Consider the following 18,235-nt stretch of genomic DNA (forward strand, 5'->3'; position numbering starts at 1 on the left):
ATTGATCAGACCATCCTTAGGCGTTAATGAAGCGAATTTATCTGGAGGCTGGTCGCGAGTCTTTTGCTCACGACCAAACGGTGCCGCGCGCTCGCACGGTGGGAAACACGCAGGGGAGACTGCCGCGCAACCATGCAGGCAGAGTGCTGGCCACGGCAATGGCGATCGTGTTGTTCGGCATGGCCGGGGCGGCCGGTGCCGCGACCACGCCGGCTGCAGCGATTACGCAGTGCCAGGTGGTCGATGGCAGGCTACGTTGCCCGGGCGAGGCCGGCACGGTAGCTCAGACCGCTACTGCAGGATCGAACGACAGCGCCACGCAAGCGGCTGTGATAGCCGCCGCCGATGCGCAGATCCCGGCATTCGCGGACGGTGAGGATGCGCTGGCGTTGGGCAATGCGAGCAATGCGCTCGGCGATGGAACCATGGCGTTGGGCGGCGGAAGCCTGGCGTTGGACCGCGACGCGACCGCGATCGGGCATAACGCTGCGGCCGCGGGAGAATCGTCGATTGCCCTCGGCGGCGTTGCGACCGTGTTCGATTACGATGCCAACGGCTTCGTTATCGGCCAACGCGAACAGGCCACGCAGGCGTCAGGTGTGGGCGCCACGGCAGTGGGCGGTGGCGCACTAGCGGGCACGCCGTATGCCAGCGCCATCGGCAGCGGCGCCAGCGCCAGTGGCGTGCAGAGCACGGCGCTGGGGTATCGCGCACAGACCTCCAGCGACGGCGCCACCGCAGTGGGCGGGCTTTCCAGCGCCAGCGGCTTTCTTTCCACTGCCGGCGGTTATTCCTCGCGCGCCAGCGCAGACACCTCGACCGCGTTCGGTTACAGGGCGCGAAGCGACGGAGCCAGTAGCGTTGCAGTTGGCGACACCTCGTTGGCCAGCGGAGCGCAGAGCGTTGTCGTTGGCGGCGTCAGCAACTTCGGCTCGATTACCGCGGCGACCGGTCTTGGCGGCATTGCGCTGGGCTCGGGTGCACAGAGCCAATCCGATTATGCGATTGCCATTGGCTACGATTCCAACGTGTTTCCGAACGCGCCCGGCAATACCGATGCGGTGGCGATCGGGCACAGCGCCGGTTCGTTCGCACCACGTACCGTGTCATTGGGCGGCTTTGCCTTGGCGTCGGGCGATGGCGGCATCGCGATCGGCCATGGCAGCACCGCTTACAACGAAAATAGCGTGGCGCTAGGCGCGCGTGCCGCGACCTCGCAGTTCAATGGTGACAGCACCGTCATTGGCGCGGACGCGCAGGCCAACGGCGTGGATGCCGTGGCGATCGGCTACGGCGCGAAGGTGGGATCCTGGCTCGACGATGCCTGGAATCGTTCGGCATCCAGCGCGGTTGCGCTGGGGGCGCACTCCTATGCGTTTCGCAGCAACACGGTGTCGGTTGGCGATGTGCAAGCCGGCTTGACGCGCCAGATCACCAGCGTTGCGGCCGGTACCGAAGCCACCGATGCGGTGAATGTGGCCCAGCTCGATACAGTGCGCGCCGCCACCTCACGCATCGATGGCTATCTGGCGGTAACGCCGGCCACGGGCGCAACGACGGCATCTGCGCAGGGGCAGGGCGCCATGGCGCTGGGTGGCGCAAGCAGCGCGCTTGGCGCATCTGCCACCGCGGTGGGCTTCAATGCCTCCAGCGTTGGCCAGGGCAGTTCTGCGTTGGGCAGCCTGGCGGTTGCTGCCGGCGAGCGCAGCGTGGCGGTCGCCTCCGGCAGCCGTGCCTCGGCCACCGGTGCCAGCGCCATGGGTGTGGACAGCAGCGCCAGCGGCGTGAACAGCACCGCGATGGGCCGGCAGACCAGTTCCATCGGCGAAAACGGCGTTGCGTTGGGCTACAACTCCTTCGTGCGCGAAAGCGGCAGCAATGCCGTGGCGTTGGGTGCCAACGCGGGCGCCAGCGGTGCCGATTCGGTGGCATTGGGCTCGGGCTCGCGCGCCTATGAAGCCGACACGGTGTCGGTGGGTAGCGGCAACGGTCGCGGTGGCCCGGCCACGCGCCGCATCGTCAATGTGGGGGCGGGCACGATTGCCAGCGCCAGCACCGATGCGATTAATGGCGGCCAGCTGTTCCAGTCGCTGAGCAATGCGGCCAGCTTCCTCGGCGGCGGTGCGGCGATCGGTGCGCAAGGCGTGTTCGTGGCGCCGACCTATGTGATCCAGGGGGCCAGCTACAACAATGTCGGTGCGGCACTGACGGCGTTGGACAGCAAGGTCAGCGAGCTGGATGCGCGAGGCGGCGCGGCAACAGCTGCGTCACGTGTATCTGTCGCACGCCTGGCAACGGCGCGCACTGCAGCGGTCGACGCAACGGCCGATGGCTTGCAGTCGGCAGCGCTGGCGACCGACGCAACAGCCGACAGTGCCCTCTCGTCTGCAGCGACGGGCGCTGCAACTGGGCTTTCCGCAAGCACTGCGGTCCAGGGCACACCCACTGCCGCCGCCGTCGGCAGCATCACGCCGGCAGCCACGTCCACGGCAGTCGGTACGGCAGCAGTGGCCAACCACGTCACCGGCACGGCAATTGGCGGCAGCGCATATGCGCATGGCCCCAACGACACCGCCATCGGCAGCAATGCACGCGTCAATGCCGATGGCAGCACGGCGGTGGGTGCCAACACGCAGATCGCGGCGGTGGCCACCAATGCCGTGGCGATGGGCGAAGGTGCGCAGGTCACCGCGGCCTCGGGCACCGCCATCGGCCAGGGCGCCCGTGCCACGGCACAAGGCGCCGTGGCACTGGGCCAGGGCTCGGTTGCCGATCGTGCCAACACGGTGTCGGTGGGCAGCGTGGGCGGCGAGCGTCAGGTGGCCAACGTGGCGGCCGGTACGCGTGCCACCGATGCGGTCAACAAGGGCCAGTTGGACAGCGGCGTTGCCGCCGCCAACAGCTACACCGACAGCCGCTACAACGCGATGGCCGACAGCTTCGAAAGCTACCAGGGCGATATCGAAGACCGCCTACGCCGGCAGAACCGTCGCTTGGACCGTCAGGGTGCAATGAGCTCGGCGATGTTGAACATGTCCGCCAGCGTGGCCGGTATCGCCTCGCAGAACCGTATCGGCGCCGGTGTCGGTTTCCAGAACGGGGAGTCGGCGCTGTCGGTGGGCTACCAGCGTGCGATCAGCCCGCGCGCCACGGTCACCGCGGGCGGCGCACTCAGCGGCGACGACAGCTCGATCGGCGTGGGTGCCGGTTTCGGCTGGTAAGGCGTTATCGCATCAAGCGCGGCGGCGCCCCAGGTGCGCCGTCGCGATCTGCAAGGCCTGAGGGGGCGGGCAAGGACCGTGGCTGGGCCGGCCAACGGATTCGCATGGAGTGATGGCCGTACCAGGGGTAGCCGGCAAGGACGCAGCGCACCGCACCGCGGCTACGCAGCGATTGCGCCGGCTGCGCCAAGCCTGATTCACGAAAAATACGAAGAGGACTTCACCGTGATCGACAAGAATTTCCGTCTCAACCCGCTGACCGGCGCCATCCTGATGATGGCCCTCGGTGCGTCTGGCACGTTGGCTGCCGCCCCCAAACTGCTGGTCAAGGAACCGACCCAGGCAGCCCCGGCCGGCGCAGCGTTCGGTAGCCGGTTGATCGTGCGCTACAAGGACAGCACCGCCGCTGCGACCGATCGCAGCAGCAAGCTGAGCGCCGTGCAGGCTGCGGTGGGCCGCGTTGGCGTCAGTACCGGCGCGCGCAGCAGCGCAGCCGCCGCCAAGGCCACGTATGTGCGCAAGCTCGGCATCGGGTCGGACCTGATCAAGCTGTCCAGCACGCTGACCACCGCGCAGGTGGACAAGGTGGTGGTCGAGCTCAAGAACGACCCCTCGGTGGCCGACGTGCAGATCGACCGCATGCTGCGGCCGATCGACATCAGCAAGAGCGTTCCTGCCACCGACGTGAGCCCGCAGCTGGTTCCCAACGACCCGCTGTACGCCCAGTACCAGTGGCACCTGAGCAACCCCAATGGCGGCATCAATGCGCCGGGCGCCTGGGATCTGTCGCAGGGCGCAGGCGTGGTGGTCGCGGTGCTGGATACCGGCATCCTGCCGGGCCATCCGGATTTCGCCGGCAACATCCTGCAGGGCTACGACTTCATCACCGACGCCGAAGTCTCGCGTCGTCCCACCGATGCGCGCGTGCCGGGCGCACTCGATTATGGCGACTGGGAAGAGGCCGACAACGTCTGCTACGCGGGCTCACAGGCGCAGGAAAGTTCCTGGCACGGCACTCACGTCTCGGGCACCGTGGCCGAGGCGACCAATAACGGGGTGGGCATGGCGGGCGTCGCGCCGAAGGCGACCATCCTGCCGGTGCGCGTGCTCGGTCGTTGCGGCGGCTACACCTCCGACATCGCCGATGCGATCGTGTGGGCCTCCGGCGGCAGCGTTGACGGCGTGCCGGCCAACAGCAATCCGGCCGAAGTGATCAACATGAGCCTCGGTGGCGGCGAACCCTGCGATTCGGCCACCCAGCTGGCGATCAACAGCGCGGTGTCGCGTGGCACCACCGTGGTGGTTGCAGCCGGCAACAGCAGCGAAGATGCGGCCAACCATTCGCCGGCCAGCTGCAACAACACCATCACCGTTGGCGCCACGCGCATCACCGGCGGCATCGCCTACTACTCCAACTACGGCAGCAAGGTCGACCTCTCTGGACCGGGCGGCGGCGGTAGCGTGGACGGCAACCCGGGCGGTTACATCTGGCAGGCCGGCTACACCGGTGCGACCACGCCGACCTCGGGTAGCTATACCTATATGGGTCTAGGCGGCACCTCGATGGCCTCGCCGCACGTGGCTGGCGTCGTGGCGCTGGTGCAGAGCGCAGCCATCGGTCTGGGCGATGGCCCACTGACCCCGGCTGCGGTCGAAGCCCTGCTCAAGCAGACCAGCCGCCGCTTCCCGGTGACCCCGCCGGCCAGCACCCCGATCGGCAGCGGCATCGTCGATGCCAAGGCCGCACTGGAAGCCGTGCTTGAGGAGCCGTGCGACCCGGCCACCGAGAGCTGCGCACCGAGCGCCATCGAGCTCACCAACAAGGTACCTGTTGCTGGCTTGAGCGGTGCCGCCGGCGGCTCCACGCTATACAGCTTCGAGGCCAAGGCCGGCGCCGTGCTCAGCTTCATGACCTACGGCGGCACCGGCGATGTGTCGATGTACGTCAGCTTTGAGGCCGAGCCCAGCGCGACCAGCTACGACGCCAAGTCGACCCGTCCGGGCAACAGCGAAACCGTGCGTTTCACTGCCCCCAAGGCCGGCACCTACTACATCAAGTTGGTCGGCGCGGCGAGCTACGCGAAGCTGACGCTCGTTGCACGACAGTGAGTAACGAAATAGTGTGACCGATGCCCCCGGCCAATCGCCGGGGGCATCGTTTTTCAGGGCGATTCAGATGCGTGCGGTTGATCGTCGCGGCAAACTGCTACAGTCGGCGCCGGACCAGTGGAGACGAGTGTGAACGCGGTTGCCGTCGATCCAATCGAGCATCGAAGTGCGGAGACGCGCATCGTCGATGCGCTGCTTGAACGCCGTCGTCTGAAAGACACCGATCTGCTGCGCGCGCGCCAATTGCAGGCCGAATCCGGCATGGGGTTGCTCGCCTTGCTCGGCCGTTTGGGTCTGGTGTCCGAACGCGATCATGCAGAAACCTGCGCCGACGTCCTCGGCTTGCCGTTGGTGGACGCACGCCAGCTCGGCGACACGCCGCCGGAAATGCTGCCGGAAGTGCAGGGGCTGTCGCTGCGCTTTCTCAAACAATTTCACCTGTGCCCGGTCGGCGAACGCGATGGCCGGCTGGAGCTGTGGATCGCCGATCCTTACGACGATTACGCCATCGATGCGGTGCGTCTTGCTACCGGCTGCACGTTGCTGTTGCAGGTGGGCCTGCGTTCGGAAATCGATGACCTGATCGAGCGCTGGTACGGCCAGGGCCGCAGTGCGATGGGCACCATCGTCGAAACCGCCGATGGCGATGCCAACAGCAGCGACGACATCGAAGCGCTGCGCGATCTGGCCTCCGAAGCGCCGGTGATCCGGCTGGTGAACCTGGTGATCCAGCACGCGGTAGAACTGCGCGCCTCCGACATCCATATCGAACCGTTCGAAAGCCGGCTCAAGGTGCGTTACCGCGTGGACGGCGTGCTGGTGGAAGGCGAAAGCCCGCCGGCCAAGCTCACTGCCGCGGTCATCAGCCGCATCAAGATCATGGCCAAGCTCAACATCGCCGAGCGCCGCCTGCCGCAGGACGGCCGCATCATGCTGCGCGTGCAGGGCAAGGAGCTGGATCTGCGCGTCAGCACCGTGCCCACCGCGCATGGCGAAAGCGTGGTCATGCGCCTGCTCGATCGCGAGACGGTGGTGTTCGACTTCTACAAGCTCGGCTTCACCGAAGACTTCCTGCCGCAGTTCCGCAAGGTGCTGGAGCAACCGCACGGCATCATGCTGGTGACCGGGCCCACCGGTTCGGGCAAGACCACCACGCTGTACACCGCGTTGAGCCAGCTCAACACCTCGGATGTGAAAATCATCACCGTCGAAGACCCGGTGGAATACCAGATCGAAGGCATCAACCAGATCCAGGCCAAGCCGCAGATCGGACTGGATTTCGCCAACGCATTGCGCAGCATCGTGCGTCAGGATCCGGACATCATCATGATCGGCGAAATGCGCGATCTGGAAACCGCGCGCATCGCGATCCAGTCCGCGCTCACCGGCCACCTGGTGCTGTCCACGCTGCACACCAACAACGCGGCCGGCGGCATCACCCGTCTGCTCGACATGGGCGTGGAGGATTATCTGCTCACCTCCACCATCAACGGCATCCTGGCGCAGCGTCTGGTGCGCAAACTCGACCTGGCCAATGCCGAGCGCTATGCCGCCTCGCCGGAAGAAATCGCCAAGTTTGATCTGCGCCGCCTGCAACCGGAGGGCGAGATCTTTCTGTATCGGCCGCGTCCCTCGGCCACCGCACCTACCGGGTATCTTGGACGCACCACCATCGTCGAATTCCTGGTGATGAACGACGAATTGCGACGTGCGGTGATGCGCCGTGCCGGCATGGGCGAAATCGAGCAACTGGCCCGCCAGGCCGGCATGCGCACCATGTACGAGGACGGGCTGTCCAAGGCCCTGCGTGGCGAAACCACCATCGAAGAAGTCCTGCGCGTCACGGAGGATGCGTGATCGGTAAAGTTGCAGTAACGCGCTTAGCAGGCACTCGACCAACGACCTGCCAACACAGCAACCCGCCGGCGCCGCTGTGCGTGGAAAGTGGTACGTGCGCAGTGCCGCCAGTGCGCAGCGATGTGCTTTTCCCGATTCCCGATTCCCGATTTCCCAATCCCGGCCTCCCAGCCTGATGCCCCTCTACCGCTACAAGGCGTTGGACGCCCACGGCGAAATGCTCGATGGCCAGATGGAAGCGGCCAGCGATGCCGAGGTGGCGTTGCGTCTGCAGGAACAGGGCCATCTGCCGGTGGAAACGCGCCTGGCCACTGGCGAAAACGATTCGCCGTCGTTGCGCATGCTGCTGCGCAAAAAGCCGTTCGACAATGCGGCGCTGGTGCAATTCACCCAGCAACTGGCGACGTTGATCGGCGCGGGGCAACCGTTGGACCGCGCGCTGTCGATTCTGATGGATCTGCCCGAAGACGAAAAAAGCCGGCGGGTGATCGGCGATGTGCGCGATACCGTGCGCGGCGGTGCGCCATTGTCGTCCGCACTCGAGCGCCAGCACGGGCTGTTTTCCAAGCTGTACATCAACATGGTGCGCGCCGGCGAAGCCGGCGGCAGCATGCAGGACACGCTGCAGCGGCTGGCCGATTATCTGGAGCGCAGCCGCGCGCTCAGGGGCAAGGTGATCAACGCGCTGATCTACCCGGCGATCCTGCTGGCGGTGGTGGGCTGTGCGTTGCTGTTCCTGCTCGGTTATGTGGTGCCGCAATTTGCGCAGATGTACGAAAGCCTGGATGTAGCACTGCCATGGTTTACCCAGGCGGTGCTGAGCGTGGGCCTGCTGGTGCGCGACTGGTGGATCGTGCTGATCGTCGTGCCGGGCGTGCTGGGGCTATGGCTGGATCGCAAGCGTCGCAATGCCGCATTCCGTGCATCGCTGGACCAATGGCTGCTGCGCCAGAAGGTGGTCGGCAGCCTGATTGCCCGGCTGGAAACCGCACGCCTGACGCGCACCTTGGGCACCTTGCTGCGCAATGGCGTACCGCTGCTGGCGGCGATCGGCATCGCGCGCAACGTGATGTCCAATCTGGCGTTGGTGGAGGATGTTGCCAATGCGGCCGACGACGTCAAGAACGGCCATGGCCTGTCGATGTCGCTGGCACGCGGCAAGCGCTTTCCGCGGCTGGCGCTGCAGATGATCCAGGTGGGCGAAGAGTCCGGCGCACTGGATACGATGCTGCTCAAGACTGCCGACACCTTCGAACTGGAAACCGCGCAGGCCATCGACCGCGCACTGGCTGCGCTGGTGCCGTTCATCACGCTGGTGCTGGCCTCGGTGGTGGGGCTTGTCATCATTTCGGTCCTGGTCCCGCTGTATGACCTCACCAATGCAATCGGCTGAGAGCGGAGGTCAGTGCAACGGTGCAGGCGTCAGGCGAGAACAGCCGATGCTCCGAATCGGCATGGAGCGCTCGTACACTGCACATCCCGCGCGTCCAACGGCCAACCGCGCGCTTGACCGGGCAGCGTATTCACCACAACGTTCCGGTGACCGCACGACACCCATGCGGGAACCATTGCAATGCCCGCCGTGTCATCTGTTGGCGGCAGCATCCCTCATCGACGTGCAAGGAAATCGTTCATGATCAAGCGTTCCATCACCCGCAGTCCGTCACGCGCAGGCCAGGCCGGCATGAGCTTGCTGGAAATCATCATCGTCATCGTGCTGATCGGTGCGGTGCTCACGCTGGTCGGCAGTCGCGTGCTTGGCGGTGCCGATCGCGGCAAGGCCAATCTGGCCAAGTCGCAGATCCAGACGCTGGCCGGCAAGATCGAGAATTTCCAGCTCGACACCGGCAAGTTGCCGAGCAAACTCGATGACCTGGTCACCCAGCCCGGCGGCAGCAGCGGTTGGCTGGGCCCGTACGCCAAGCCGGCCGAACTCAACGACCCATGGGGCCACGCCATCGAATACCGTGCGCCCGGCGACGGTCAGCCATTCGACCTGATCAGCCTGGGCAAGGACGGCAAGCCCGGTGGCAGCAGTTACGACGCGGACATCAAGTACCAATAAGCGCTCGCCATGCGCGTTGCGTGTCAGCCGTTGCGTCATCGGCATGGAGCGGTCGGCCCTGGTCGGGCACGCGCGCGTGGCACATCGTTGCTGGAAATGCTGCTGGTGATCGCGTTGATCGCACTGGCCGGCGTACTTGCCGCTGCGGCATTGAACGGCGGCATCGACGGCATGCGCCTGCGCACTGCCGGCAAGGCGATCGCCTCGCAGCTGCGCTACACGCGCACCCAGGCGATTGCCACCGGCACGCCGCAGCGGTTTCTGATCAACCCGCAGCAGCTGCGCTGGGACGCACCCGGCGGCCATCATGGCGATCTGCCGCCGTCGCTGGAGGTGCGCTTCACCGGCGCGCGCCAGGTGCAATCGCGGCAGGATCAGGGCGCGATCCAGTTCTTTCCGGATGGCGCTTCTACCGGCGGGCGTATCGATCTGCAGGTCAAGGACGCCAGATGGCGCGTGGACGTGGGCTGGATCACCGGCGAGGTGCGTTCGGGCCCATTGCGGACGCCATCGCCATGAGGCATCAGCGCGGTTACACCCTGATCGAAGTGATCGTTGCCTTCGCGTTGCTGGCGTTGGCGTTGAGCCTGTTGCTCGGGTCGTTGTCCGGTGCTGCACGCCAGGTGCGCGCGGCCGATGAAAGCACGCGCGCCACCTTGCACGCGCAATCGCTGCTGGCCGTGCAGGGCATCGACAAGCCGCTGGAGCCCGAGCAGCAACAAGGCACGTTCGAAAACGGCCACTTTCGCTGGTCGATGGAAGTGCGCCCCTACGACGAACCGCGGCGCAATCGGCAGGCGCCGATGTCGCCCGGCGCGCACCGTCTGCTGCAATTGACCTTGGTGGTACTTTGGGGCGAGCAGTCCAATCAGATGCTGCAATGGCGCACGTTGCGGCTGGTGGCGGCCAACACGCAGGGCAGCGCGCCATGAGCCGTTGGCGCAGCGCAGGCTTCACCTTGATCGAAGTGCTGCTGGCCACGATGTTGCTGGTCGGTGGGTTGGCGTTGGCGTTTGCCACCCTGCGCTCGGCCAGCGCGGTGAGTCAGCGCGGCGAAGCGATCGCGCAGCGCAGCGAGCGCGTGCGTGCGGTAGAAGAATTTCTGCGACGGCGCCTGGCCGCAGCATTGCCGATCGCCATGGGCATCGATACGCAAAGTCAGCAGCCGATCCTGTTCATCGGCGAGCCGCAACGCCTGCGCTTTGCCGCAGACGTGCCCGATTACCTGGGCCGCGGCGGGCCGTATCTGCACGACCTGTCGGTGGCCGGCGATGGCGATCGGCGCAACCTGCTGATTGCGCTGACCATGCTGCAGTCCGGCAAGCCGATCGAAGAAAGCAGCCCGCTGCCGCCGGAACTGCTTGCTCAAGGCGTGCAGCAGGTGAGTTTCCGGTATCGCGGCATGGATCCGCAAAACGGACGCCTGAGCGCGTGGCTGCCGCAGTGGGAGTGGCACGACCGCCTGCCGCTCATGGTGCGCATCGACATCCGCAGTGACGATGCCGCATGGCCGCCGATGGTGGTGGCGTTGCCGCAATCCAGCAACCCGGGAGCAGGGCAATGACGCGCGCGCGCGGTGCCGCGCTGGTGCTGGTGCTGTGGTTGATTGCGTTGCTCACTGCGATGATCGGTGCGTTCGCGCTCACCGCACGCGTGGAAGCGCTGCAGGGCAGCATGCTGCGCAACGGTGCACAGGCGCAGGAATACGCGCGCTCTGGCCTGGAATACGCATTGTTTCGCTTGCAAGACGCCGACACCCAGGCGCGCTGGCGCCCGGACGGCCGGCGCTATCGCTGGCAGATGGACGATGCCAGCGTGGAGATTCGTATCACTGATGAAAGCGGCAAGGTGGATCTGAACATGGCCGAGCCCACCTTGCTCGCCGGTCTGGTGCGCGCGGTGGGCGGCGAGCAGGCCAGTGCCGGGCGCATCGCCGGTGCCATCGTCGATTGGCGCGATGGCGATTCATTGAGCCAGCCCGGTGGTGGCGCCGAAGATCGCGATTACGCCGATGCCGGGCTGCCGTATGGCGCGAAGGACAGCCCATTCGAAACCCTGGGCGAACTGCGCCTGGTGCTGGGCATCGATGGCGAGCTGTATCGCAAGCTGTTGCCCAACGTCACGCTGTACAGCGGTCGTTCGCGGCCTGAAGCGCGGTTTGCGCCCACCCCGGTGCTCACCGCGATGGGGCTGGACGCGCAGCAACTGCTGGCCCAGCGTGACGCGCCGCTGGGTTTGCCGGGCAGCGAGGCGACGGTCGGTGGCTCGGGCACTTATAGTATCGAGAGCCGGGCGCGACTGAGTCAGGGACGCGAGGCCGTGTTGCGGGCGGTGGTGTCGACCAGCGCGTCCGCATTACCAGGGTCGGCCTATACCGTGTTGCGTTGGGAAGAGGGAGCAGCAGTGCAATGACCGCATGGCGGGATACCTTGGGTCGTATCGGCGTACGCGCCATGCCGGGAGCCGGAGGCTTCTGGCGTTGGTGGCAACACTCGCTGCTGGCCTGGCTGCCGCAGCGCTGGCAATGGCAGTTGGGTCTGTCGCAGGCACGCCTGTTGTTGCAACAGGATGGCGACACGCTGCAGTTGCTGCGCCAGCGCGATCACAGCTGCGATACCGTCGCCAGCCTGCCGTGGCCGGTGCATCCGCAGGAAGTCAACGGCTTGCTGCCGACAGCGCTTGAAGGGCTGCCGCGGCATTGGCTGTTGCCGGCCGCGCATGCCTTGCGCCGGCCATTGCGCCTGCCCGCAGCGGCAGCGGCGCGCCTGCAGGACGTGGCGCGTTTCGAGATCGACCGACAAACCCCGTTCACCGCCGACCAGGTGTACTTCGATGCACGCGTGCTCGATGTGCGCGAAGACGGCCAGCTCGATGCCGAACTGGTGGTGGTGCCGCGACGCATGATCGATGGCCCGGCCGGCGTGCCGGACGCATGGAACAGCGCGCTGTCGGGCATCGACGTGACCGACGCCAACGGCCTGCCGTTGGGGGTGAACCTGCTGCCGCCGGCGCGACGCCTGCGCCGCAGCGACCCGATGCAGCGCTGGAACCTGTTGCTCGCAGCCTCTGCGCTGGTGCTGCTGGCCGTTGCCGGCTGGCTGCTGCTCGACAACCGCCGCCAGGCCGCCGACGATCTGCGCGCCAAGGTGCAGGCCAACGCCGCGCGCGCGCGCAAGGTCGCTGCCGAACGGCAGCAATTGATGGATCTGGTCGAAGGCGCGCGGTTCTTCCAGCAGCAACGCGCCACCCGCCCGACCTCGGTCGAAATCTGGGACGAACTGAGCCGGCGCCTGCCCGGTGGCACGTATCTGGAAAAATTTTCGGTCGAAGGCGGGCAACTGCAGTTGATCGGATTGAGCAACGAGGCCTCTTCGCTGGTGCGTCGTCTGGAGGGCTCGCCGTTGTGGCGTACGCCGTCGCTGACCGGCGTGCTGCAGAGCGATGCCGGGCGCAATGTCGACCGCTTCACCATCACCGCCGAGCTGGCCGGCCCCGATGCGAAGGAGGCAGCCGATGCCACGCAGCGTTAAGCGCGATCGCTGGATCGCTTTGGGCCTGCTGTTGCTGGTGATCGGCGTGGCCTACCTGGTGCTGGTGCACCCGTGGTTCACCCAACCGATGATCGCGGTGCAGGACGACCTGCAAGCGCTGCGCGAACGCGAGCTGCGCGTGCGCGTGCAATTGCAACAGGCGCCGGAAGTCAGCAAGCGGCTGCGGCAGGCGCGCCAGACGCTGGAAAGCCGCCCGGGCTTCCTGCCGGAAACCTCGGCCGAACTCGCCTCCGCCGGGCTGGTGCAGCGGCTGGAACGCGCGGTGGTGGAGGCCAGCCCCGGCAACCGCAGCTGCGCCATCAGCAATCGCTCGCCGTTGCAGCCGGAGAGCAAGAACCGCTTCACCCGCGTGGCGGTGCAGGTGCGTTTGCGCTGCGGCACCCCGGAACTGGCCTCGGTGCTGTACAGCCTGGAAAACGGCACGCCGCGCCTGTTCGTGGACAACCTCAACGTGATGGCGCAGCGCTACCAGCTCTCGCCCAACGAAAGCGGCAATGGCCTGGATATCGCCTTCGAACTGGCCGGCTATCTGCGCCCCGGTGCCAGCGCCGAACCGCTGAACGCCGCCGCCGCACCTGCTGCCCCCAACGCCGCGGAGGCCAGCAATGCGCCTTGACATGATCGGCCTGCGCACCTGGCTGCTGGTCACCGTGGTCGGTTGGGCACTGTTGGTGTGCGTGCTGGCCGTCGCCGGCCTGGGCAAGCGCGTGGAGCCGCTGCCCGACGACCCGGCGCTGGTGCAGCGGCTGCCCACGTTGCCGGCACCAGCGCCGGAGCGCCTGGGCGCATTCGAGAAATATTCGGAAATCGCCGCGCATCCGGCGTTTGCCGAAGACCGCCTGCCGCATCCATTCTTCCTGTCCGGCAACGACGGCAGCAGCGCTGCTTCGACAGTGCGCCTGACCGGTGTGCTGCTGACCGACAACTTCAAGATGGCGACGTTGACCCTGGACCCGCAGGATTCGGTGCGCGTGCAGTTGGGCGGCGAAGCGGTGAAGGGCTGGCGCCTGCTCGCCCTGCAGCCGCGGAGCGCAACCATCGAAGGCCCCAGCGGCACGCAAACCCTGGAATTGCACGTGTTCAACGGCCAGGGCGGGCAGCCGCCGACCGCCAATGCCGCCGCACGGGGTGCCGCCACTGGCGCCCAGCCGGTCCCGCCCCCCGACGCTGCCGCACTTGCCCCGCCGCAGCCGCCGCAACCGCAACCTGTCGCCCCGGGGCAGCAACAACAGCCAGGCGGGCAGGCACCGCCAACCGTGCCGCCGCAGCGCAGCGATGGCGCGCAGGAAGCCCCACGTCCCTCCGACGATCAGATGCGTGCCATCCGCGAACGCATCGAAGCCCGACGCCGCCAGCTGCAACAGCAGCGCCAGAGCGGCTCTACCCCCGGTCAGACCCAATGAGTGAACGCATGACGCCGCGCCTGTTTCCCGTGTCCCTGCTGATTGGCCTGCTGGCCGGTTGCGCCACCACTCCGCCGCCGGACGTGCGCCGCAACGCGCGCCTGGATCCGCAAGTCGGGGCTGCCGGCGCCACCCAGACTGCCGCCGAGCAGGCTGCCGATGGCAACGCCAACGCCAGTGCCAAGCCCAGTCCGGTGATCCGGCGCGGCAGCGGCACCATGATCAACCAGGGCGCCGCGTCCGCGCCGGCGCCCACGCTGGGCATGGCCAGCAGCGGCAGCGCCACCTTCAACTTCGAAGGCGAGTCGGTGCAGGCGGTGGTCAAGGCGATCCTGGGCGACATGCTGGGGCAGAACTACGTCATCGCGCCCGGCGTGCAGGGCACCGTGACCCTTGCCACGCCCAACCCGGTCTCGCCGGCGCAGGCCTTGAACCTGCTGGAGATGGTGCTGGGCTGGAACAACGCCCGCATGGTGTTCAGCGGTGGCCGCTACAACATCGTGCCGGCCGACCAGGCGCTGGCGGGCACGGTCGCGCCCAGCACCGCATCGCCCTCGGCCGCACGCGGTTTCGAGGTGCGCGTGGTGCCGCTGAAGTTCATTTCCGCCAGCGAAATGAAGAAGGTGCTCGAGCCCTACGCACGCCCGAATGCCATCGTCGGCACCGACCCGGCGCGCAATGTCATCACCCTGGGCGGTACCCGCGCCGAGCTGGAAAACTATCTGCGCACCGTGCAGATCTTCGACGTGGACTGGCTGTCGGGCATGTCGGTGGGCGTGTTCCCGATCCAGTCCGGCAAGGCCGAAAAAGTCAGCGCGGATCTGGAAAAGGTCTTCGGCGAGCAGAGCAAGACGCCCAGCGCCGGCATGTTCCGTTTCATGCCGCTGGAAAACGCCAACGCGGTGCTGGTGATCACCCCGCAGCCGCGTTATCTGGACCAGATCCAGCAGTGGCTGGACCGGATCGACAGTGCCGGTGGCGGTGTGCGGCTGTTCTCCTACGAGCTGAAGTACATCAAGGCCAAGGATCTGGCCGATCGTCTTTCGGAAGTGTTCGGTGGCCGCAGCAACGGTGGCGATTCCAATGCGTCGCTGGCCCCGGGGTCGGAAACCAGCGTGCTGGGTGGCACGCTCGGCAATCGCGACAGCAGCCTGGGCGGCAGCTCCGGCGTGACCGGCGGCAGCATCGGTGAAAACGGGGGCAGCAGCGGCACGGTGGGCGGTGAGTTCGACAGCAGCGGCACCGGTGGCAGCAGTGGCGGCGGGCTCGGCAACGGTAGCCTGCAGTTGTCGCCGCGCAGCAACGGCAATGGCGCGGTGACGCTGGAAGTGCAAGGCGACAAGGTCGGCGTGTCGGCAGTGGCCGAAACCAACACCTTGCTGGTGCGCTCCACACCGCAGGCATGGACGTCCATCCGCGACGTCATCGAGAAACTCGATGTGATGCCGATGCAGGTGCATATCGAAGCGCAGATTGCGGAGGTCAATCTGACCGGCGAGCTACGTTACGGCGTGAACTGGTACTTCGAAAATGCGGTCAACGCACCTGGCGCCGCGACCGATAGTGGCGTAACGAATGGAACCGGCATCGGCCTTGGTGCTGGCCTCGCAAATGCGGCTGGACGTAACATCTGGGGTGATATTGCCGGCAAAGTTGGCAGCGGTGGGCTTGCTTGGAGTTTCCTTGGGAAAAACGCTGCTGCAATCATCAGCGCGCTGGATACTGTGACCAATGTACGTTTGCTGCAGACCCCGTCGGTGTTCGTGCGCAACAACGCAGAAGCGACGCTCAACGTGGGCTCGCGCATTCCGATCAATTCCACCTCGATCAATACCGGCCTGGGTAGCGACAGCAGCTTCTCCTCGGTGCAGTACATCGACACCGGCGTGATCCTTAAAGTACGTCCGCGCGTCACCAAAGATGGCATGGTGTTTCTGGATATCGTGCAGGAAGTCAGTAGTCCAGGCGATAGGCCAACTGCCTGCGCATCCGCAACGGCGACAGTGAATCAGGCCGCATGCAATGTGGATATTAACACTCGTCGTATTAAGACAGAGGCGGCAATTCAGAGTGGCGATACCATTATGCTAGCTGGACTAATTCAGGATAGTGCTAGCGATGGCTCAGCAGGGGTTCCGTTCTTGAGTAAGCTGCCAGTTTTAGGTGCTTTGTTTGGGCAGAAGACCCAAAATAAGAGGCGCAGTGAAGTGATAGTTCTGCTGACTCCTAGTATTGTCCGGAATCCTATGGAGGCACGAAACCTCACGGATGAATATGGTCGTCGATTCGAATCAATGACGCCTATGAATAAGTCAAGCGGTAAGTAAGTAATTCCATCATGATTAATTGATGAATTTGCGACTACTATCATTGTTTTTATAATTATTTTAATGAAAATTAAGTGGCGGCGAAATGCTTTTTGATTGGTATTAGACTTTTTGTGGTCTCATCACTTCCAGCGAGGGTAGTGCCATGTATAAAAAAGGTTATTCATTAGTTGTGGCTTTCATAACCATGCTCTTCTCGTTCAATGCGCTGTGCCAAGTTGTCAACGGAAGCTTCGACAGGCCTGGTAGTCCTTGGGCGTGGAGTTTTGCATCAGTCCAGGCAGGTGCATTTTCCAGCTGCGCAAATGCAAGTTATACGCAAGGTGGGGCTCGCCTGGGCGGGGCGACAGAGTCGCCCGCCGACGGCTACGTAGCGATCGTTTCTCTGGGGAATAGGGGTGATGTTGGGGGTTTTAACTTATGCGGCCGAGTGTCTCAAACGTTTGTGGTTCCAGTTGCTGCGAAATTAAGCTTTGCTTACAAGATAGGCGATATTTTTCAGCATGCATACACGCCGAGAACATTCAGGGATGGTTCTCTTTACGTGACCGTACGTGATTTGGCTACAGGGCAGGTTGAATCTTTGGCTAGTTATAATGGTGCAAACAAGGAGGATCAGACTTGTTCAGCGTCGCGGACGTGCCCTAGGTTTGTTCAGGTGAGCGATATTGATTTTTCAAAGTATGCCGGAAAGCAGGTTGAGCTTACTTTCTCTGGCTACACTTCAAGTTTTGTCAATAGCATTGGTGAGCTCACAGCTGTTCCCTCTGAGGTTTATCTGGATAATGTTTATGTTAGATGACCGGCTAGGGTCGGAGCCTGCGTCTGAGGTTTCGCAAGCCTGATTACGGACATAATTCTTCCCGTCGTGCTGGTGCCGGTCGGCACCGACGACCAGGCGCTGGATGCCTGTCTGGGCGCACTGGATGCCGCCACGCCGGCCGGCACGCGGGTGTGGCTGGCCGACGATGCACAGGCCGGCCCGCGTGGGCGCGCAGTGATCGACCATTGGCTGGCACGCACGCAATTGCAGGCGCATTACACCCGCCGCCAGCGCATGCTGGGCGAGGTGGCGCATCTGGACGAAATGCTCAGCGCCTGCGGCGATGCCGACGTGGTGGTGCTGGGGTTGGATGCCTGCCCGCTGCCCGGATGGTTGCGGCAACTGACCGCGTGTTTTGCACGCGATGCGGCGATCGCCACCGCCACGCCATGGAGCAATGTGGGCGAAGCCTGCAGCTGGCCGCGGCTGGGCGAGCTCAACCCCATGCCGGACGCACCCGAGCGGCTTGCGGCTGCCTGCGCCGCGATGCCGCCGCTGCACCCGGAACTGCCGTCGGCGATCGGGCACGCGGTGCTGTTGCGCGGAACGGCGCGGCGCAAGGCCGGTGGCCTGGACGCCAGCAGTTACGGCTCGTGGTACGCGGCACTGGTGGACTTGAGCCTGCGCATGGGCGGGCTGGGCTGGCGTAACGTGTTGTGCGACACCGCCTTCGTTGCCTCCCCGCACGAGGGCCGCCCGGCCGAAGGCGATATGGATGCGCTGGCCACCCGCTGGCCGGCCTGGCATGCGCGCCTGGCCAACTTCCTCATGCACGACCCGTTGCGCGCGCAGCGCGATCAGCTGACTCGACTCCTGGCGCACCTGCCGCCACCGGACCTGCAACGCGCGTTGTTCGAGACCTAAGGAAGGTCTGATCAA

15 protein-coding genes are annotated in these 18,235 nt (G+C 65.3%); all 15 read left to right on the top strand.

From position 1 onward, the window contains the following. Positions 1 to 26 precede the first annotated feature (26 nt). Complete coding sequence (locus J7367_RS04435) at positions 27 to 3,221, top strand: YadA-like family protein (protein WP_057662242.1); 3,195 nt, start codon at positions 27 to 29, stop codon at positions 3,219 to 3,221. Positions 3,222 to 3,446: 225 nt separating this feature from the next. Then, positions 3,447 to 5,330, top strand: coding sequence for a diffusible signal factor-reguated S8 family serine peptidase (locus J7367_RS04440; RefSeq protein WP_057662244.1), 1,884 nt, complete (start codon positions 3,447 to 3,449; stop codon positions 5,328 to 5,330). 129 nt (positions 5,331 to 5,459) lie between these two features. Continuing rightward, positions 5,460 to 7,187: a type II secretion system ATPase GspE gene (gene gspE, locus J7367_RS04445; RefSeq protein WP_022559951.1), complete on the top strand. Its 1,728-nt coding sequence runs from the start codon at positions 5,460 to 5,462 to the stop codon at positions 7,185 to 7,187. A 175-nt stretch (positions 7,188 to 7,362) separates the two neighbouring features. Further along, positions 7,363 to 8,580 (top strand): type II secretion system F family protein, encoded by a 1,218-nt coding sequence (locus J7367_RS04450; RefSeq protein ID WP_003490504.1) that lies wholly within the window; start codon positions 7,363 to 7,365, stop codon positions 8,578 to 8,580. Between the two features lie 240 nt (positions 8,581 to 8,820). Next, positions 8,821 to 9,252, top strand: a complete 432-nt coding sequence (gene gspG / locus J7367_RS04455; protein ID WP_033481101.1) for a type II secretion system major pseudopilin GspG — start codon at positions 8,821 to 8,823, stop codon at positions 9,250 to 9,252. Positions 9,253 to 9,261: 9 nt separating this feature from the next. Next, positions 9,262 to 9,771 (top strand): GspH/FimT family pseudopilin, encoded by a 510-nt coding sequence (locus J7367_RS04460; protein WP_057662240.1) that lies wholly within the window; start codon positions 9,262 to 9,264, stop codon positions 9,769 to 9,771. Then, the gene (locus J7367_RS04465) at positions 9,768 to 10,184 is read left to right on the top strand and encodes a prepilin-type N-terminal cleavage/methylation domain-containing protein (protein WP_057662237.1); all 417 of its coding nucleotides are present in this window, start codon (positions 9,768 to 9,770) and stop codon (positions 10,182 to 10,184) included. The genes J7367_RS04460 and J7367_RS04465 overlap by 4 nt, the downstream gene beginning before the upstream one ends. Further along, positions 10,181 to 10,816: a type II secretion system protein J gene (locus J7367_RS04470; protein WP_057662232.1), complete on the top strand. Its 636-nt coding sequence runs from the start codon at positions 10,181 to 10,183 to the stop codon at positions 10,814 to 10,816. The genes J7367_RS04465 and J7367_RS04470 overlap by 4 nt, the downstream gene beginning before the upstream one ends. Continuing rightward, positions 10,813 to 11,664 (top strand): type II secretion system protein GspK, encoded by an 852-nt coding sequence (locus J7367_RS04475; protein WP_057662229.1) that lies wholly within the window; start codon positions 10,813 to 10,815, stop codon positions 11,662 to 11,664. Before J7367_RS04470 ends, J7367_RS04475 begins: the two co-directional genes overlap by 4 nt. After that, a complete protein-coding gene (locus J7367_RS04480; RefSeq protein ID WP_017158143.1) occupies positions 11,661 to 12,782 on the top strand; it encodes a PilN domain-containing protein in 1,122 nt (373 codons plus the stop codon). The genes J7367_RS04475 and J7367_RS04480 overlap by 4 nt, the downstream gene beginning before the upstream one ends. After that, complete coding sequence (gspM, locus tag J7367_RS04485) at positions 12,766 to 13,419, top strand: type II secretion system protein GspM (protein WP_017158142.1); 654 nt, start codon at positions 12,766 to 12,768, stop codon at positions 13,417 to 13,419. The genes J7367_RS04480 and gspM overlap by 17 nt, the downstream gene beginning before the upstream one ends. After that, entirely contained in the window at positions 13,409 to 14,206 is a 798-nt protein-coding gene (gene xpsN / locus J7367_RS04490; RefSeq protein ID WP_057662226.1) for a type II secretion system protein XpsN, read from the top strand. The genes gspM and xpsN overlap by 11 nt, the downstream gene beginning before the upstream one ends. After that, positions 14,203 to 16,533, top strand: coding sequence for a type II secretion system secretin GspD (gene gspD / locus J7367_RS04495; protein ID WP_057662223.1), 2,331 nt, complete (start codon positions 14,203 to 14,205; stop codon positions 16,531 to 16,533). Before xpsN ends, gspD begins: the two co-directional genes overlap by 4 nt. Positions 16,534 to 16,678: 145 nt before the next feature. Further along, positions 16,679 to 17,335 carry a hypothetical protein gene (locus J7367_RS04500; protein WP_139792803.1) on the top strand — a complete coding sequence of 219 codons (657 nt, stop codon included), beginning with the start codon at positions 16,679 to 16,681 and terminating at the stop codon, positions 17,333 to 17,335. A gap of 54 nt (positions 17,336 to 17,389) precedes the next feature. Beyond that, positions 17,390 to 18,220, top strand: coding sequence for a hypothetical protein (locus tag J7367_RS04505; protein WP_057662220.1), 831 nt, complete (start codon positions 17,390 to 17,392; stop codon positions 18,218 to 18,220). Positions 18,221 to 18,235: the final 15 nt, after the last annotated feature.

The organism is Xanthomonas sp. D-36-1 (genome assembly GCF_017746155.1).
GTDB classification, from domain to species: Bacteria; Pseudomonadota; Gammaproteobacteria; order Xanthomonadales; family Xanthomonadaceae; genus Xanthomonas; species Xanthomonas cissicola.

Excerpts from the sequence above, each read along its gene's own strand:
- J7367_RS04475 (WP_057662229.1), top strand. The coding sequence starts at position 10,813 with ATGACGCGCGCGCGCGGTGCCGCGCTGGTGCTGGTGCTGTGGTTGATT.
- J7367_RS04450 (WP_003490504.1), top strand. The coding sequence starts at position 7,363 with ATGCCCCTCTACCGCTACAAGGCGTTGGACGCCCACGGCGAAATGCTC.
- J7367_RS04480 (WP_017158143.1), top strand. The coding sequence starts at position 11,661 with ATGACCGCATGGCGGGATACCTTGGGTCGTATCGGCGTACGCGCCATG.
- J7367_RS04460 (WP_057662240.1), top strand. The coding sequence starts at position 9,262 with ATGCGCGTTGCGTGTCAGCCGTTGCGTCATCGGCATGGAGCGGTCGGC.
- J7367_RS04465 (WP_057662237.1), top strand. The coding sequence starts at position 9,768 with ATGAGGCATCAGCGCGGTTACACCCTGATCGAAGTGATCGTTGCCTTC.
- xpsN (WP_057662226.1), top strand. The coding sequence starts at position 13,409 with ATGCGCCTTGACATGATCGGCCTGCGCACCTGGCTGCTGGTCACCGTG.
- J7367_RS04500 (WP_139792803.1), top strand. The coding sequence starts at position 16,679 with ATGTATAAAAAAGGTTATTCATTAGTTGTGGCTTTCATAACCATGCTC.
- gspD (WP_057662223.1), top strand. The coding sequence starts at position 14,203 with ATGAGTGAACGCATGACGCCGCGCCTGTTTCCCGTGTCCCTGCTGATT.
- gspM (WP_017158142.1), top strand. The coding sequence starts at position 12,766 with ATGCCACGCAGCGTTAAGCGCGATCGCTGGATCGCTTTGGGCCTGCTG.
- J7367_RS04470 (WP_057662232.1), top strand. The coding sequence starts at position 10,181 with ATGAGCCGTTGGCGCAGCGCAGGCTTCACCTTGATCGAAGTGCTGCTG.
- J7367_RS04435 (WP_057662242.1), top strand. The coding sequence starts at position 27 with ATGAAGCGAATTTATCTGGAGGCTGGTCGCGAGTCTTTTGCTCACGAC.
- gspG (WP_033481101.1), top strand. The coding sequence starts at position 8,821 with ATGATCAAGCGTTCCATCACCCGCAGTCCGTCACGCGCAGGCCAGGCC.